The organism is Limnohabitans sp. Rim28, from assembly GCF_000293865.2.
Taxonomy (GTDB): domain Bacteria; phylum Pseudomonadota; class Gammaproteobacteria; order Burkholderiales; family Burkholderiaceae_C; genus Limnohabitans_A.
This window is the reverse complement of the sequence record NZ_ALKN02000001.1, coordinates 245,312-261,938: the sequence shown is the minus strand read 5'-3', so window position 1 is coordinate 261,938 and position 16,627 is coordinate 245,312. Positions and strand designations below refer to the sequence as shown.

Below are 16,627 nucleotides of genomic sequence, written 5' to 3'. Positions count from 1 at the left end.
GGATTTTTTACTCGACAAGATACAAATCATTCTAGTACGATACTAACGAGTCAAATAAATTACCAAGGAGTTTACTGTGAAAAATCGTCTCTGGATGTTCATCAACACAGCTGCCTTGGCGGTCAGCTGCTTGTTCAGTTTCAACGCTCAAGCCCAATCCAATTGGGAGCCCACTAAAAATGTCGAGTTCATCGTGCCTGCAGGTACTGGCGGCGGCGCTGATCAAATGGCGCGGTTTCTCCAAGGTGTGATCACCAAGCACAAGCTCATGGCCCAACCCTTGGTGGTGGTCAACAAATCCGGGGGGGCGGGCGCAGAAGGCTTTTTGGATGCCAAAGGCGCTCGACCAGATGGTCACAAAATCATCATCACATTGTCGAATTTATTCACAACCCCCTTGGCAACGGGTGTGCCCTTCAATTGGAAAGATCTGACCCCTGTGGCCATGCTGGCACTCGACGAGTTTGTGCTTTGGGTCAATGCCGAGTCTCCTTATAAATCGGTGGGTGACTTGACCAAGGCGATTAAACAAGCTGAACCTGGCAAATTCAAAATGGGCGGAACCGGCTCCAAACAAGAAGACCAGATCATCACGGTGGCCATTGAAAAAGCCACCAACAAAAAAATGATTTATATCCCGTTTAAGGGCGGTGGTGATGTCGCGGTTCAGTTGGTGGGTAAGCATATTGATACCACAGTGAACAACCCCATTGAAGCGGTGGCCCATTGGAAGGGTGGCACCTTGAGGGCACTGTGTGTCTTTGATTCCCAACCCATGCCTTATCCCAAAAAAATCACCGCCTCACTGTCTTGGAAAGACGTTCCCACCTGCAAATCGCAAGGCCTTGATGTGGAGTATCTGATGTTGCGCGGCATCTTCATGCCGCCCAAGGCCACGCCAGCGCAAGTGGCTTATTTCACCGATGTATTTCAAAAGGTTCGCCAACTCCCAGAGTGGAAAGAGTTCATGGAGACCGGCGCCTTCAAAGACACCTTCATGAAGGGCCAGGAATTTCAAGATTGGTTACTCAAAGCAGAGGTGGAACATTACCGCCTCATGCGTGAAGCTGGCTTCTTGGCCAAATAAAACCCTGAGGGACCTTGTCATGAAAACAAACACACACCTGCAAATGCGGTGGATGGAGTTGTTGGTGGCGGCTTGCTTTTTAGGCGTGAGCTTGTTGGTCATCACCGACAGTATTCGCGTAGGCAAGGCATGGGGCAGCGATGGCCCAGAACCTGGTTATTTTCCTTTTTACATTGGCTGCCTTTTGTTGGGCGGCGCTGCTTGGGTCATTTTGCAAACCTTGCTGACTTGGAAGCAAGACGATGGCAAAGAAGTATTTGCCGAAAAGCATGAGTTCAATTTGATGTCGCTGATGCTCATCCCGTCTGCGGTTTTCACAGCCGCCATTTTTGTTTTGGGAATTTATTTGGCCTCAATGACTTTTGTCGCAGCCTTTATGGTTTGGCAGGGCAAATACAGTTACTTCAAGTCCATGGCAGTCGGCTTGGGGATCAGCGCAGCTTTGTTTGCCTTGTTTGAGGTTTGGTTCAATTTGCCGTTGCCAAAAGGCTTCATCGAAACTTGGTTGGGTTATTGATCATGGATGAACTCAACAACCTGTTTCATGGCTTTGCCGTTGCGCTGACACTGCCTAACATCGGCTTTATGCTGGTGGGCATTTTTCTGGGCGTGTTGATTGGTGTATTGCCCGGTTTGGGCGGTGCCAATGGTGTGGCCATTTTGCTGCCGCTGACCTTTGGCATGTCACCCACCTCCGCCATCATCATGCTGTCATGCATTTACTGGGGTGCATTGTTTGGAGGTGCCATCACCTCCATCCTGTTCAACATTCCAGGTGAGCCCTGGTCGGTGGCGACCACTTTCGATGGTTACCCCATGGCACAAAAGGGCAAGGCCGCGCAGGCCTTGACCGCGGCCTTCACATCGTCATTTGTGGGGGCTTTGGTGGCTGTTCTCATGGTGACATTTTTGGCGCCCTTGGTGGCCAAGTTTGCGCTGAACTTTGGACCGCCTGAATTCTTTGCAGTTCAGTTGCTGACTTTCGCAAGCTTCATTGGGATGAGCAAAGAGCCGCCTGTCAAAACCATGTTGGCCATGATGCTGGGTTTTGCTCTGGCCGCAGTGGGTTTGGACAGCGTGACCGGTACATTGCGCATGACCTATGGCCAAGAAAGTTTGCTCAAAGGCTTTGACTTTTTGATCGCGGTCATTGGCCTCTTTGGTATTGGTGAAATTTTGCTCACCATGGAAGAGGGCCTTGCCTTCAAAGGACAAAAGGGTCGCATCACCCTCAGAGATGTCCTCGACACTTGGAAGGAACTGCCCAAATATTGGGCTACTTCCTTGCGGGCTTGTTTGATCGGGTGCTGGATGGGCGTGACACCAGGGGGCGCAACACCTGCTTCTTTCATGAGCTACGGCACGGCTAAACGGATTTCGAAGCAGCCTGAAAATTTTGGCAAAGGTGCCATTGAGGGTGTGATTGCACCCGAAACTGCTGCGCATGCCGCGGGCACCAGTGCTTTGTTGCCCATGCTCACGCTCGGAATTCCTGGCTCACCCACAGCGGCTGTTTTGTTGGGCGGACTCTTGATCTGGGGACTGCAACCCGGCCCCTTGTTGTTCACCGAGCAAAAAGATTTTGTTTGGGGTCTGATTGCCTCCATGTACTTGGGCAACATTGTGGGCTTGATTGTGGTCTTGACCACTGTGCCATGGTGGGCGGCGATCTTAAGAATTCCATTCTCGATCATTGCGCCAGTCATTGTGGTGATCTGTGCCGTGGGCGCCTACACGGTTCACAACAGCATGCTGGATGTTGTCTTGATGCTGGTCTTTGGCTTGATGGGCTACGCCTTCAAAAAGCTCAAATACCCTCTGGCCCCCTTGGTGTTGGCTTTGGTGCTGGGGGACATGGCCGAAACCAGCTTTAGACAGTCCATGCTGATTTCTAAGGGTAGTTTGGAAATTTTTGTGAGCACGCCATTGGCGGGCTCCATCACTGGGTTGGCCATCTTCATGCTGTTGTGGCCACTGTGGGGGGTCTTCAAGAAGCTCAGTCGAGGCTAAGCCCTTTGCCTCTTCTCAAAACACTCTGCTCGAGCAAGCGCGTCATGGCGTAAACCGAGTCGAGTGTGGGCGTGGGCATGTTGCAGATTTTGCCAAGCTCAATCACGCTGCCCAATAGCGCCTCTAATTCCAAAGCTTTGCCATGCTCAATGTCTTGCAGCATGGAGGTTTTGTGTGCGCCAACGGCTTGGGCGCCCGCAATCCGTTTGTCGATGCTGATCTTGAATTGAACGCCCAGTTTTTCTCCCACGGTTTGGGCTTCCGCCATCATGCGGGCGGCCAAATTGCGGGTGAGATCAAAATTACAAATGTCTTCGAGTGTGGCGTGCGTTAAGGCAGACACTGGGTTGAACGTGAGGTTGCCCCACAGTTTTACCCACAACTCGCTGCGAATGTCCGTAGACACAGGCGTCTTGAATCCAGCGGCAATCATGGCCTGCGCCAATTGGGTCACCCGCTCCGACTTTTCGCCACTGGGCTCACCCAAGGTAAAGCGGTTGCCCTCAATGAGTTTCACAACACCAGGCGCAACCAACTCGGCGGCGGGGTAAACCACTGCACCAATCACGCGTTGTGGGCCAATGTGCTGCCATTGGGCGCCACCAGGATCGATGGAACTCAATTGACGATCTTGATACTCGCCCACCAAGTTGTAAAAGTACCACCAAGGCACGCCATTTTGCAGGGTGACCACGGCGGTATTGTCGTGACACAGGCGCCCAATTTGTTCAGCAACTGGGCTGACCTGGTGCGACTTCATGGTCAAAAACACATAGTCGTGCGGTGTTGCTTCATCGATGGTGCAGGCCTTGACTTGAGGGGCGTGCAGAGATGTGCCGTCTTCTAAAGTCAGCGTCATGCCATTCGCTTGAATGGCTTTGAGATTCTCACCGCGCGCAATAAATGTGACGTTGCAACCCGATAAGGCCAACTTCACACCGAGGTAACCCCCAATGGCGCCTGCGCCCACAATGGCAATGTTCAAACTCATGCTGGGGCTTTCATGGTGTTAGAGAGGGTGCCAATGCCTTCAATGCTCACTTCGACAACGGCATCATTTTGCCAAGGCATGGCCCCGATGGATGTACCGCAAGAAATGATATCGCCGGGCTCTAAAGTCATGCCTCTGGAGAGTTTGGAGACCAATTCTTGGGGCGAGAAAAACATGTCACTCACAGGGTAATTTTGGCGCTCTCGTCCGTTGACTTTAGCGGTCACGATCGCTTGGGCGCAATCCAAGTCGGTTTCGATCCAAGGACCGAAAGGGGTAAAACCATCAAAATTTTTAGCCCGCGTCCATTGCTCAAAACTTGTGTCTGCTCTCAGCAGCTCAATGGCTGTGACGTCGTTCACACAGGTAAAGCCAAAAATATAGTTCTCAGCTTCCTCAAGCGGAATGTCGCGCCCGCGTTGACCGATGACGATGCCCAGCTCCGCTTCGTAAACCACCCGTCCTACATCGTGAGGGGGCCGAATGACAGCTTGAAGGTGGTGTGAAAATGAATTGGGCGATTTGAGAAAGTAGAGCGGTTCTGAAGGCGCACTCCAGCCATTCTTTTCTGCAGCCGTTTTGAAATTGTTCCAAAGCGCCAAAATTTTGGTGGGATTACAGGGTGCCAAAATCTCAACATCCGACACACTCAAGGTCTCGCCTGTGGCTTGCGGATGGTTAAAAAGAAGACCTTGATGAACATGTATGGTTTCACCCACCAATTGACCCATGCCCATATGGCCTTGGTGTGAATAGCGTAGCCACCTCATGCAATTTCCCCATTGAATACAAATGGTGTTAAAGGTGTCTGCAAGTGCCACCGGACCGGCATCCTGAACCGGGGTTCAGGTGGGCGAGGGCAGACTGGCGTTGGGTTCATCTGACGCGAGATGATCACGCTCACCAGCCGATGTTCCAAGCCCGGGCTCTAAGAGCATTGGTTCAAGGAAATATAAAGCCCGGCATGCACTGCAGACGGTTTGGATTGTAGGTCTTTAGCGGGGCGTCTGCAGGCCCATGATGAAAAGAGCCGCAGTGAACGCAAAAGCGTGAATCGGCATGGCGCCGCCATCAAAGCAGCTGGCCATCCTTTTCGATGACCTGGTCAAGGCGCTTGAGCAATTGATTCAAACGCTCTTGTGAGTCCGCAGGCAAGTCTGGGCTGCTCGGGGCAGAAGAGCTGGCTGCAACGGAGGGCGTGCCCACTTGCTCAAAGGCCAAATTCAAAGCCGCCAAGACAGCAATGCGGTCACGCGCCTTGATCTTGCCAGCATCGCGAATCTTGCACATCGCCTCATCCACCTTGCGTACCGCGGTCAGCAGGCTTTCTTCGCCGCCAACAGGGCAACCCAAGATGTAGCTTTGGCCCATGATCTGGACATCAATCTGTTTGTTGCTCATGAGGAGACCTCAGGCGATGTGGGTGCAGTAGTGGGCAATCGCTCGATCAAGGCATCCACACGCGCACGTGCGGCAGCCAAGCGTGATTTCAGTTGGTCCCGCTCGTTTGAAAGCGTTTGAACTTGTTGCGCCAACAAAACGTTGGTCTTCTGAAGCTCTTCGTGACGCAGCAACAGATGATCGACACGTTCGGCAATTTGATCGATGGTGTTGGAGTGGGCCATGGCAAATTGAAGAAAGAATTGACCCATTGTAGAACGTGCGCCCCCAGCTTCAATGACTTTGTAGGTTTGCCGACAGTTTTGCCCCTAGAATGGACAACTGTTGGTGCTCGCGGAACTGGTTCACAGTCCGCAGTTCAACGGGAAGCAGGAGGGCGAGGCCACCACGGCCCACCTAACCTGCGCTGCCCCCGCAACGGTAAGTAGACGGGTTTTCAGTCAAATGAAAACCCAGCTTTCATCTCAAACCACTGATGGCTCTGAAACAGGCTGTTGGGAAGGTGATGAAGGTCGCATCTACCAGCCCGGATACCGGCCAACAAGGTGACCTGTCGCAAGACAGGTTGTAAAGCCCATGCACTGTCGGGGAAGGCGGTGAGGGCATTTGACTTGTTAGTTTCCAATGAAAAATCGTTCCATTCGTGCATGCTCAGTTGTGCCCGTTCTTTCATCGTTGGCCGTGTTTTGTTCGCCACTTCTGGCACAAACCAGCAAGCCTGAGATTGTGGTGACAGCCAGTCGCACCGAGCAAATATTGACCGATGTCTTGCCCCACACCACCGTCTTGGGCCGTGATGCGATTGAGCAATCCCAAGTCATGGATTTGCCCAGCTTGCTGTCCAGGGAGGCCGGTTTTCAGTTCACCCAAACCGGCGGTCGCGGAGGGCAAGCCACTGCCTTTTTAAGGGGTGCTGCTTCGCTTCAAGTTTTGGTGTTGGTGGATGGGGTGCCGATGACGAAGCAGGATACGACGGGTGCTGTCAGCCTCGAACACATCATGCTCGACCAGGTGGACCGAATTGAAATCGTGCGAGGCAATGTGTCTGCCATCCACGGTAGTGGTGCGGTTGGCGGTGTGATCCAAGTATTTACCCGCCAAGGCACGGGTGAACCCACGGTTTTTGCCACCGCGGAGCAAGGCTCATTGGGAACCAGCAGAAGGCAAATGGGCACTCAGGGTTCCGTCGGGCGATTTGGGTACTCTGTGTCTGTGAGCCGCCTCGATACCCGCGGTATCAATGCCGCCAATATCGCTCAAACGACCAACGCCAACCCCGATCTGGATGGCTATACCAACGAAAATCGCACCTTGGCCTTGTCTTACAAACTCAATGACGACCATCAGCTGGGGCTGCGCTCCACACAATTCAATGGACGTTTTGACTACGATGTGTCGGGCAGCTTTTCTTCCCCTCAAGACGTTCACAAGGGGGGGGCCAAAATCGACAGCAACTCATTTTTTTGGTCTGGACGTTTGAACCCCATCTGGTCTGCTCGCCTGAGCCATACCGATGCCAAGGAGCGCAACACCACACAAACGCTGGGTTCCTTTCCTTTTGCGACTGAGGCCGAAACACGCAGCCAGATCACATCCTGGAGCAACAAATTTGATCTGGACTCCTGGGTGTTGTCATGGGGGGCTGATCACCAGTCGCAAGGCATTGACATGTCCACGGATGGTGTTTCAGGTTTGTCTCGCCAGCGCTCGGCGTCCGCGCTTTATGGAGGTGCTGTTTTCAACCGGAATGCGCACGGCCTGCAACTCAATGCCCGTCGTGATCATGTGCAGGGCATGTCGCACAAAGATTCTTTGTACTTGGGCTACGGCTTCAGCTTGAACCGCCAGTGGAAATTGATTGCAAGCCATTCGACCGCTTTCAATGTGCCGCCTTTGGGTTACCTTTTTGACCCTTACAGCGGCAATCCCAATTTGCGGCCTGAAACGGCGGAAACACAAGAGTTGGGTTTGCAGTGGGCTGCAGGGCCACATCGCCTGAGATCCACTTGGTTTGATACGCGGACCCGCGACTTGCTTTTGTACGACTTCAACACATGGCAATTTGGCAACGTCAGTCGAGTGAAGAATCAAGGACTTGAAACCAGTTACAGCGGTCGATTTCACATGACCGACTTGCGCGCCAGTCTGTCTTTGCAAGATCCGATCAACGAAACCACCGGCCTTCAGTTGGTGCGGCGCGCCAAGACGCTCGCCTCTGTGTCTGTGTCTCAATCGCTGGGCTTGTGGACGCTCGGAGGCAGTGCGCGCTACACGGGTGCAAGACCTGACGTTGCAGGGGTGCCAGAGCTTCCCAGCAATGTGCTGGTAGACCTGACAGCCAGGTATGTGCTGAGCCGTGATTTAACCGCTTTTGGCAGGATTGAGAACCTCACAGATGCCCGCTACCAAACAGCGTTTGGTTACAACCAGCTGCCCCGCACTCTCACGATCGGCTTGAGCTGGAAGATGAAGCCCGTCAAGCCTTGATACCGATATGCACGCTTTATTGCCCCAACGCATCGTCTGCCTGACCGAAGAGGCCACGGAGTGGCTTTACCTCCTCGGTGAAGAGGCGCGCATTGTGGGCATCAGCGGCTACACGGTGCGTCCGCGCCGTGCCCGCGCGGAAAAGCCCAAGGTCAGTGCGTTTTTGAGCGCCAAGATCGACAAGATCTTGGCGCTCAAACCGGATTGTGTTTTTGGGTTTTCGGACCTTCAAGCCGATATCGCCTCTTTGTTGATCAAGGCCGGTGTGCAGGTCACCATCTTCAATCAGCGCAGTGTGGACGAGATTTTTTCGATGCTGTACCAAGTGGCGGCCATGGTGGGGCAGGCCGATCAGGGCTTGGCGCGTTTGCAGGCCATGCGGACCGAACTGGATGCCATCGCGCTGCGGGCCGCAGGTTTCAAGCGCCGCCCCAAAGTGTTCTTTGAGGAGTGGGACGAGCCGCACATCAGTGGCATCCGCTGGGTGTCCGAGCTGATGGGCATTGCTGGCGGTGATGATGTTTTCCCCGAACTGGCTGTGCAATCACTGGGCAAAGACCGCATCATCGCGGAGGGTCAAAGCATCATTGACCGTGCGCCCGACATCATCATCGGCTCTTGGTGTGGCAAAAAGTTTCGGCCTGAAAAAGTCGCTGCCCGCCCAGGCTGGCAAGACGTGCCTGCTGTGCGCACCGGCCAGATTTTTGAAATCAAATCGGCCGATATTTTGCAGCCCGGTCCTGCGTCTCTCACGGATGGCGTGGCGCAGATGCACCGCATCTTCAGCCAGTGGGAAGCGCTGCATGGCTGATCTCTTGCGAAGCTGGGCTCAATCTTTGGCCTTGGTGGGGGCCATGTGGGGGTGCGCGCTGCCCGCCCAAGCCGTCATCGTGCTGGATGACCGCCAGCAAAAGGTGCAGATCGCTCAAGCCCCGCAGCGCATCGTCAGCTTGTTGCCGTCCCTGACGGAGACCGTGTGTGCCTTGCAGCAGTGTCACAAATTGGTGGGTCTCGATCGTTATTCCAATTGGCCGGAATCGGTCAAAGCCATACCGCGTGTCGGGGGCGGCTTGGACCCCAACATCGAGAGCATCGTGGCGCTCAAGCCCGATTTGGTCTTGGCTGCTGGCTCCACGCGAGGCGCAGACCGCTTGCAGGCTTTGGGACTGAATGTGCTGCGCCTAGAGCCACGCAACCACGCGGATGCGCTGCGTGTTTGGCGCACTGTGGCGCAAGCGCTGAATGTGCCTGCCGCTGACAGCGACAAGGTCTGGCAAGACATTCAACAGGGTGTGCAGGCGGCGGTCGCCTCGCTCAGCCCCGCTGCTCGCCAACAGCGTGTTTATTTCGAGGTCAGTCCTGCACCTTACGGTGCGAGTGAATCGTCCTTCATGGGAGAGACGCTCAAGCGCATGGGTGTGGGCAACATCTTGCCCGCTTCCATGGGTCCGTTTCCACAGGTCAACCCCGAATGGGTGGTGCAAGCGCGGCCTGATGTGATCATGGCGGGCGACAGCAGTCGCGCCAGCATGGCGCAACGCCCAGGCTGGAGCCGTTTGCGGGCCATGCAAGGCCAGCGCTTGTGCGTCTTCACCCCCGAAGAGTCGGACATGTTGGTGCGCGCCGGCCCGCGCATGGCTGAAGGCGCAAGCCTGATGGCGGGTTGCCTGAACCGCGCAGCAGCTCAAGCCGACGCGCTTGTGAGCCCCAACAGCGGGGTGTTGCGTTGACCACCGCCCGCGCACCGATTTTGGCTGGGGGCCTTTTGACCCTGGGGTGGCTTGTGGTGTTGCTGGGCACAAGCGCAGGCAGCCAAGGCTGGCAGGCCTGGTGGGTGGCAACGGCCGATCCGGTGGCCCAACAAATTGTGTGGGACATTCGCTTGCCGCGCAGCTTGGGCGCGTGGTTGGGCGGCGCCTTGCTGGGCTTGGCCGGGGCTGTGGCGCAGGGCCTGTTTCGCAACCCTCTGGCTGACCCGTATTTGCTGGGCAGCGCTTCGGGCGCATCGCTGGGTGTGGGCGTTTTTCTGAGCCTGTTTGGCGGCATCGCTGGGGCCACGAGCGCATGGCTCGGCTTGGGCCTCACGGGGGCTGCCTTTGTGGGCGCGGTGCTGGCGGTGGTGCTCACGCTGGTTTTGGCACGCGGTGTGCAACAAACCCTGCGCCTGTTGTTGGCGGGCGTGGTGGTGGGTGTGGTGTTGGGGGCGGTGACGTCTTTGATGTCGATGCTCCAGCCCCAGGTTTTGCAGGCCATGCAGGGCTTCATGCTCGGCTCTACGGCTTTTGTCAGCTGGACCGCCTGCGCCACCTTGGCGGGCGTGCTGGCCTTGTGCATGGCTCTGGCTTGGGTATTTGCACGCGTGTTGGACGCGCTGAGCTTGGGTGAAGCGACTGCGCAAAGCCTGGGTGTGCCGCTGCCCTTGGCCCGCATGGTGCTGGTGGGCGTGATTTCTTTGGCCACAGGTGCTGCGGTGGCGCACATCGGTTTGGTGGCGTTTGTGGGTTTGGCGGCGCCGCATTTGGTGCGCTCGCTGGTTCGTTGCACCCATGCCTGGCGATTGTGGTTGTCGGCGCTGATGGGCGGTGCTTTGTTGGTGCTGGCCGATGTGATGGCCCGTGTCTTGTTGGCTCCGCAAGAGCTGCCCGTAGGCGTGCTCACGGCGGTGCTGGGCGGTGGCTATTTGCTGTGGCGGGTGTACCGCGATGCCGACACCGGTGCCAGGACAGGGGGTGGGGCATGACGGCCGCGCTGAAAACCCATCAACTGAGTGCCACCTTGGGGGGACGCCAGGTCCTCAAAAACATTGATTTGGCGCTCGCGACAGGCCGCTGGACCTGCGTGGTGGGCCCCAACGGTGCGGGCAAATCGAGCCTGCTCAAAGCCATGGCGGGTTTGTTGCCACACAGTGGGCAGGTGTTTTGGCAAGGCCAGCCTTTGGCCTCTTTGACGCGCCAGTTCCGGGCACTTCAATTGTCCTGGTTGGGTCAGGGCGAGGCCAGCAGTTTGGACTTGCGGGTTTGGGACGTGGCCATGCTCGGGCGTTTGCCGCACCAAAGTTGCTGGGGTTCACCCCAAGCGCAAGATGCGCAAATGGTCGAAGCCGTGCTGAGAGCCACTCAGGCTTGGGATTGGCGTGAGCGCACGCTGGGTGAGCTATCGGGGGGGGAGCGTCAGCGTGTTTTGTTGGCCCGCGCCATGGCGGGCAACGCGCCCATCCTGCTGATGGACGAACCGTTGGCCAACTTGGACCCGCCGCACCAAGTGGATTGGCTGGAGCAGGTGCATTGTTTGCTGGCCCAGGGCACCACGGTGGTCAGTGTGCTGCACGAGATTGGCATGGCCCTGCACGCCGACGACATCGTGGTCATGTGTGATGGCCAAGTCGTTCACCATGGCGCAGGCCAGGATGCCGCCACGCATGCGGCCATTGAATCGGTGTTTGAGCACCGCATCCGCATCCATGCGCTGGATGGCCAGTGGGTGGTTTTGCCGCGCAAGGCCTGAACGGCCCCCTTGACCATCTTTCGCTAGAATTTCAGGCATGGAACTCAAAATCGTCGTCTACTCCAAGTCCGCATGCCCCCAATGCGATTCCGCCAAGATGGTGCTCAAAACCAAGTCATTGGCTTACGAAGAAATCAAGATCGACGGCGAAGCCGAACGCATGGCTTTCTTTGAAAAATGTGGTCCTTCGGTCCGCCAAATGCCCCAAATCTTCATCAACGACCAGCGCGTGGGTGGCTTGGCGGGTTTGCAGGCCGCATTGGTTCAACTGGGGCTCTGAAGCCCTTGTCGCTTGACTGCCGTTGTGCCCGATGCTTTTCGGGCGGCTGTTTTTGCGGTTACCGCTTCCTCCAGACACAACAGTGTGTCCAGATAGACCATGAACCTGCCCAGGTAGTCCGGCGACGCCTCGCGCATCAGACGCAGTGAGCGCAACACCAGCATGTGTGAGTTGATGGGTCCAGCATTTTTCGGGGCTTGTGCCATGGCTTGGGACACCTGTTTTTGCACACTGATTTGTCCCAGTTGCTTGCGAAACTGTTGAAGGCGAGGGCTTTCGGCGCGCCAAGTGTTGGGCTGACTTGGCCGTGTTTCAACAGAGGCTGGTGTCATCTCTTGCAGCAGTTGCGCCAAAGGCGAGGGTAAAGCGGCTTCGGCATGGGGTGCTGCGTCTGGCTCGCCGTTCAGCGTCTTGGCATCCCAGCGCGCATTCATCTCGGCCAAGGTTTTTTCCAATTTGGCCAACAACAAATCGCGCGTGAGGCCCGTGGCCTCGCTGGCGCGTTGCGCCAGCTGTTCGGTGTAATGCCAGCCCACCGGGTCCAAGGTGGCGAGCGCAGGCCTTGGCGAAGTGGCGTTGGTCATTGCGTCGCTGTCACCGCTTGAGCGGCCTTGGCCGCTTTGGGGACGGGTGCCATCTCGACCCGGCGGTTTTGGGCCCGGGCCTGGTCGTTGGTGTTGGCCACCAGCGGTTGCTCTTGCCCGAATGCGGCGGCGAACAGGGCCGAGGATGGCATGCCTTCCTCAATCAAAGTTCGGGTCACTGTGAGGGCACGTTGGGCTGAAAGCTCCCAGTTGTCCTCAAATTGGCGGTTGCGTTGTCCGATGGCTTTGTCGTCGGTGAAGCCACTGACCATCAGCATCTCATCGCGTGACTGCAGATAACTGCGCAATGGCACCACCAAACTTTTGAGCAGTTGGCGACCTTCGGGCTCGAGCTTGTCTGAGTTGAGCTCGAACAAGAGTTTGCCACTGATGCCGATGCGCCCGTTGTTCAAAGTGATGCGCCCGCTGGCCAAAGGAATGGCCAGCGCTTGCTCCAGCGACAAGCGTTTTTGTTCAGCCACTTGGCGTTTTTGCACCTCGTCTTCCAATTTGGAGGCCATGTCCAACTGTGCAGCCATCACGCCGACCAACAGCAAGACAAAGGCCCCCAGCAAACCGGTCATCAGGTCTGCAAATGACATCCAGGTGGGTGACGTGGAATCGACGTCGGCATCGTTCTCCAGCATCAGACGGCCCCTTGCGTGGCCAAGTCGGTGCGCCGCTGGAGCGCTTCGAGCACATCCTTTTGGCTGCCAATGCTCAAGTCCACAATTTCCCTAGCCTGCGCCACGTAGTAAGCCAGTTGTTCGTCGCTGCGTGTCATCGACTTGTTCATCGCCGCTTCGATGCGTTGCAAGTGGGCCATGAGTTTGTCGTTGGTTTCGCTGAAGGCGCGCACAGCGAAGCCAAAGGTTTCACCCAGGCTCGCCACATCCACCGCACTGGCCGTGACCTGCGCGGCGATGCCACCGAGCTTGTCGGTCTCGGCAGTCACATGGTCTTGGAACTTGCCGCTGGCTTCGTCCAGCGTGGCCTGGCTTGAGGTCACCAGCGCTTCGATCACACCGCGCTGCTCTGTGGAGGCATGGTTGATCGCGTCCAGCAAGGTGCTGAGCGTGGCCAAGATTCGGGTGCGCTCCTCCAGCAGCGCGTTGTCGCGTGCCACGCTCACTGAAATTTCCTGGCGCAACTGGCCAATGACTTCGGCTGCAGCTTTGGGGGCTTGTGATGCGGTCTCAATCAAGCGGTTGATGGGGTCTTCCAGGGCTGTGCCCAAGGTGCCCAAGTGATGTGTCAAGGCCGTTTGCAGATCGGCCAGGCGCGCGACTGCGGCATCGCCGCGCTGGGCTTCTTGATCGCGCAGTGCCCCCAGTTCTTGGCGCAAAACCACAGACAGTTCTTGCGCACGCGCGGCATGTTGGGCGGTCCAAGTGGCTTCTGAGTCGATGCGCTGCCGAACGAGGGCTTCGCTGCTGCCCATCAGGCGGGTAATTTCGGCCAAGGTCTGAGTGGCTTGCGTTTGCGTGTGGGTTGTCAGTTCTTGTGCTGTTCGAGCCAAGGTGTCGCAGAGGGCTTGTTGTTGCGCCAAGGTCTGCGCGCCCGAGGCTTGCCATTGGGTGCTGAGCGATGAAGCCATTTGCGCCAGTGCCGCTTGCCAAACCTGCAGTCGCTCTTGATCGGCGCTGTTGAGCTTTGCGTTTTGCTCGGCTTGGGCGGTGCCGATGTGGTCGACCATCGCTTTGGCCGTGCCGGTGAGTTGGGTGTTGATCTCGCTCAGCTGCACCTGAGCAATCTGCTGCAAGCGATCGTTCAGGGTTTGGGCCTGCTGGGCCAGCTGCGCCATGCTCGCTTGCACCATGGGTTTCATGCTGTCTGTGGCCAATTGCAGGCTTTGGCTCAAGCTGCGTTGCAAAGATTGGTCCACCGACTGGGCCAAACCCGAGTAGGCGCTATGCGCTTCTTGGTGAAAGCCTTGCTGGTTGGACAGCAAGCGCGCGTGCAGCTGTTCACTGGTGCTGGCCATTTGCACCATCATGTTTTGCAGTTGTTCAACCACTTGGGGCAGCGCCTGTGCTTGTTGTTGCAGGGCCTTGTAAGTTGCTTGACGCTGGTGCGTGAGTGAGAACCGGTGCAAATGCGTGGGAATCAAGCTGTCCAGTTGTTGTGATGCCAAAGCGCGTTCTTGCCGTGCCAAGCTGCTCATCAGGCCCAGCATGGCCGAGGTGGCCACCCCCGCTACCGATGTCCCGAAGGCCAATCCCAAACCTTTGATGGGTTCAGAGAAGGCGGCACGCACGCCGGCGATGCTGCTCGAGCCTTCGAGCGCAAACACCGCGCCGTTCAGGGTGACCACCATGCCCAAAAAGGTGCCCAACATGCCCAGCATGACCAAAAGACCGATCAAATAGGGCGTGAACACAGGGCCGGGCAGGCCCACGCGCTCGCCTTCAACCCGCTGACGCACTGGATTTTGGACATCGGCGGGCAAGGTGATCAGCCAATCGTTCAAGTGGACCAAGTCAGGTGGCAGTTGCGCCAAAGCTTGGTTCATGGTCTGCGTGGTGGCCCGGTATTGGCGCAACTCCAGCGCGCCAAAGGCATACACCGCGCCGATCAACGCCGTCATCACCAGCACCAAAAAATGGCTGCTGGCCACGGCAGCGGCTACCCAAAGCAGCGCCAGCGCGCCCAAACCAAAGGCGATTGAAAAAGAAAAGCGTTTCATGTGTCGGGGTTCTCTGATGTGAGGGCTTCCAGCAAACCGAGGGTGGGCTGCAAGCGGGTGTCCAATTCGGCCAACAATGCGCTGCGCAGCGCTTGGCGGTGTGGCATCAACCATGACAAGGTCTGCTGGTGCACACCCTGAGGGCTGGCCGTGTCCGATACAGCGTCGTTTTGCTGTTTGAGATGAAGTTTGAGGGCTTGAACAAAACGTTTTTCAAGCATTTTGATCACCTTACCCAGCAGCAAGGCTTCGCGTTCGCTGAGGATGTTTTCCAGTGCGGTGTCGAGTGTGGCCAATTGCTGCAAGTGGCCCCCTCGCTTGGTCAGCTGTAGGCGCACACTGGCTCGCAGGCTGCGCAAGCATGTTTCCATCTGACGCTGGTGTGCGGCGTGAAATCGCCGGTAAGGGGCAAAAGCGGTTTTGGGGTCAACCGGATCGTCCAGATCGGCAGCAGGCATCTGGATGAGTGCCAAGCCCGAGCCGGCTGGCGCCCCTTGGTTGATCGACTCGGTCAATTGCGCCCTGATTTTGTCGACATGTCTGGCCAAGGCGGCTGGGTTGATGGGCGCTGCACGCTGGCGGTGGGCCGGCAAGGCTTCAGGGCCACCTGGACCCGCCTGCAAAACGCTTTGCAAGGCGATGGCTTGGCGAAAATTGAGCCAATCGCCCAGCTTTTGCCCCACATCCTCTGTTGCTTGGACAGGCTCCATCATGGTGTTTTCGGTCAAAAACCGCACCAAGGGGGAGCTGTTGAAGTGGGCACGCGGCAAGGGGCGCGTCATGGAAGGGTATGTGGACTTGGGAAAACCGAGCGTCAAGGCTCTTGGGGAGGCAGGCATGTGCCCTGTGGACGAACGCAACCAATCTGGCAAAGGTGTGATTTTACCCGCCCCACATGCCTGATTTTGGCCCTGCCGTCGGGTCGAATCTCAGGGTGTTTTGGGCTTGAAATCGCAAAAAGCCGCCACCGAGCATTGGCCGCACAGCGGTTTGCGCGCTTGGCAGACGTAGCGGCCGTGCAGGATCAGCCAGTGGTGGGCATCCACCAAATACTTGGAAGGGATGCGTTTGAGCAGTTTCAGTTCAACCGCCAAGGGCGTTTTGCCCGGGGCTAGGCCCGTGCGGTTGCCCATTCGAAAGATGTGCGTGTCCACTGCCATGGTGGCTTCGCCAAAAGCCGAATTGAGCACCACATTGGCGGTTTTGCGGCCCACACCGGGCAGGGCTTCGAGGGCTTCGCGGCTGCGCGGCACTTGGCCGCCGTGTTGCTCCACCAAAATCCGGCAGGTTTCCATCAGGTGTTTGGCCTTGCTGCGGTACAGGCCAATGGTCTTGATGTAGCCCTCTAGCCCCTCCAGACCGAGGTCCAGGATCTTTTGAGGGGTGCCCGCCACCGGAAACAACTTGCGCGTGGCCTTGTTCACGCCCACGTCGGTCGCTTGGGCCGACAGCAGCACGGCGGCCAGCAACTCGAACACACTGGTGTATTCCAGCTCGGTCACGGGCATGGGGTTGGCGGCTTTCAGCGTGGCAAAGAAAGATTCGATCTGTGCGGGTTTCATGAGGGTCAAAAGTAGGGGTGCAGATGTTGGCAAAA

At 57.0% G+C, this 16,627-nt stretch carries 18 protein-coding genes and 1 riboswitch; of the genes, 9 read left to right on the top strand and 9 right to left on the bottom strand.

The genetic code is table 11. From position 1 onward, the window contains the following. Positions 1-94 precede the first annotated feature (94 nt). Genes B472_RS01185 through B472_RS01175 form a run of 3 tightly spaced genes read left to right on the top strand, consistent with a single transcriptional unit; the run spans position 95 to position 3,097 of the window. Positions 95-1,087, top strand: coding sequence for a tripartite tricarboxylate transporter substrate binding protein (locus tag B472_RS01185; RefSeq protein ID WP_019427999.1), 993 nt, complete (start codon positions 95-97; stop codon positions 1,085-1,087). 19 nt (positions 1,088-1,106) lie between these two features. After that, positions 1,107-1,604: a tripartite tricarboxylate transporter TctB family protein gene (locus B472_RS01180; RefSeq protein WP_019427998.1), complete on the top strand. Its 498-nt coding sequence runs from the start codon at positions 1,107-1,109 to the stop codon at positions 1,602-1,604. 2 nt (positions 1,605-1,606) lie between these two features. Continuing rightward, the gene (locus tag B472_RS01175) at positions 1,607-3,097 is read left to right on the top strand and encodes a tripartite tricarboxylate transporter permease (RefSeq protein ID WP_019427997.1); all 1,491 of its coding nucleotides are present in this window, start codon (positions 1,607-1,609) and stop codon (positions 3,095-3,097) included. Here B472_RS01175 and B472_RS01170 read toward each other — a convergent pair. The 4 genes from B472_RS01170 to B472_RS01155 form a co-directional block, all read right to left on the bottom strand. Beyond that, positions 3,084-4,088 carry a 2-dehydropantoate 2-reductase gene (locus B472_RS01170; RefSeq protein ID WP_019427996.1) on the bottom strand — a complete coding sequence of 335 codons (1,005 nt, stop codon included), beginning with the start codon at positions 4,086-4,088 and terminating at the stop codon, positions 3,084-3,086. The genes B472_RS01175 and B472_RS01170 overlap by 14 nt on opposite strands. Further along, the gene (locus B472_RS01165; RefSeq protein ID WP_026039738.1) at positions 4,085-4,858 is read right to left on the bottom strand and encodes a fumarylacetoacetate hydrolase family protein; all 774 of its coding nucleotides are present in this window, start codon (positions 4,856-4,858) and stop codon (positions 4,085-4,087) included. Before B472_RS01165 ends, B472_RS01170 begins: the two co-directional genes overlap by 4 nt. 301 nt (positions 4,859-5,159) lie before the next feature. Further along, complete coding sequence (locus B472_RS01160) at positions 5,160-5,489, bottom strand: cell division protein ZapA (RefSeq protein ID WP_019427993.1); 330 nt, start codon at positions 5,487-5,489, stop codon at positions 5,160-5,162. Beyond that, complete coding sequence (locus tag B472_RS01155; RefSeq protein ID WP_026039737.1) at positions 5,486-5,713, bottom strand: hypothetical protein; 228 nt, start codon at positions 5,711-5,713, stop codon at positions 5,486-5,488. Before B472_RS01155 ends, B472_RS01160 begins: the two co-directional genes overlap by 4 nt. An 84-nt stretch (positions 5,714-5,797) precedes the next feature. Next, positions 5,798-6,046: riboswitch (cobalamin riboswitch) on the top strand. A 172-nt stretch (positions 6,047-6,218) separates the two neighbouring features. On the opposite strand from B472_RS01155, the gene B472_RS01150 reads away from it, so the two are divergent. Genes B472_RS01150 through B472_RS01125 form a run of 6 tightly spaced genes read left to right on the top strand, consistent with a single transcriptional unit; the run spans position 6,219 to position 11,760 of the window. Next, entirely contained in the window at positions 6,219-7,976 is a 1,758-nt protein-coding gene (locus B472_RS01150; RefSeq protein ID WP_192877836.1) for a TonB-dependent siderophore receptor, read from the top strand. A 7-nt stretch (positions 7,977-7,983) separates the two neighbouring features. After that, positions 7,984-8,787, top strand: a complete 804-nt coding sequence (locus B472_RS01145) for an ABC transporter substrate-binding protein (RefSeq protein ID WP_019427989.1) — start codon at positions 7,984-7,986, stop codon at positions 8,785-8,787. Next, positions 8,780-9,706 (top strand): ABC transporter substrate-binding protein, encoded by a 927-nt coding sequence (locus B472_RS01140; protein WP_019427988.1) that lies wholly within the window; start codon positions 8,780-8,782, stop codon positions 9,704-9,706. Before B472_RS01145 ends, B472_RS01140 begins: the two co-directional genes overlap by 8 nt. After that, complete coding sequence (locus tag B472_RS01135; protein ID WP_019427987.1) at positions 9,703-10,716, top strand: iron ABC transporter permease; 1,014 nt, start codon at positions 9,703-9,705, stop codon at positions 10,714-10,716. Before B472_RS01140 ends, B472_RS01135 begins: the two co-directional genes overlap by 4 nt. Beyond that, positions 10,713-11,480 carry an ABC transporter ATP-binding protein gene (locus B472_RS01130; RefSeq protein WP_019427986.1) on the top strand — a complete coding sequence of 256 codons (768 nt, stop codon included), beginning with the start codon at positions 10,713-10,715 and terminating at the stop codon, positions 11,478-11,480. The genes B472_RS01135 and B472_RS01130 overlap by 4 nt, the downstream gene beginning before the upstream one ends. 37 nt (positions 11,481-11,517) lie before the next feature. After that, positions 11,518-11,760 carry a glutaredoxin domain-containing protein gene (locus B472_RS01125; protein WP_019427985.1) on the top strand — a complete coding sequence of 81 codons (243 nt, stop codon included), beginning with the start codon at positions 11,518-11,520 and terminating at the stop codon, positions 11,758-11,760. Here B472_RS01125 and B472_RS01120 read toward each other — a convergent pair. The 5 genes from B472_RS01120 to nth all read right to left on the bottom strand — a co-directional run bounded on the left by B472_RS01120 (position 11,745) and on the right by nth (position 16,592). Then, on the bottom strand, positions 11,745-12,344 hold the full coding sequence (locus B472_RS01120) for a DUF2894 domain-containing protein (RefSeq protein ID WP_019427984.1): 600 nt from the start codon (positions 12,342-12,344) through the stop codon (positions 11,745-11,747). The two genes, B472_RS01125 and B472_RS01120, sit on opposite strands and share 16 nt — an antisense overlap. Then, positions 12,341-12,991 carry an OmpA family protein gene (locus tag B472_RS01115; protein WP_019427983.1) on the bottom strand — a complete coding sequence of 217 codons (651 nt, stop codon included), beginning with the start codon at positions 12,989-12,991 and terminating at the stop codon, positions 12,341-12,343. Before B472_RS01115 ends, B472_RS01120 begins: the two co-directional genes overlap by 4 nt. After that, complete coding sequence (locus tag B472_RS01110; RefSeq protein ID WP_019427982.1) at positions 12,991-15,030, bottom strand: hypothetical protein; 2,040 nt, start codon at positions 15,028-15,030, stop codon at positions 12,991-12,993. Before B472_RS01110 ends, B472_RS01115 begins: the two co-directional genes overlap by 1 nt. Beyond that, the gene (locus B472_RS01105; RefSeq protein ID WP_026039735.1) at positions 15,027-15,812 is read right to left on the bottom strand and encodes a DUF3348 family protein; all 786 of its coding nucleotides are present in this window, start codon (positions 15,810-15,812) and stop codon (positions 15,027-15,029) included. The genes B472_RS01110 and B472_RS01105 overlap by 4 nt, the downstream gene beginning before the upstream one ends. Before the next feature lie 147 nt (positions 15,813-15,959). Next, positions 15,960-16,592, bottom strand: a complete 633-nt coding sequence (gene nth / locus B472_RS01100) for an endonuclease III (RefSeq protein ID WP_019427979.1) — start codon at positions 16,590-16,592, stop codon at positions 15,960-15,962. Positions 16,593-16,627 lie beyond the last annotated feature (35 nt).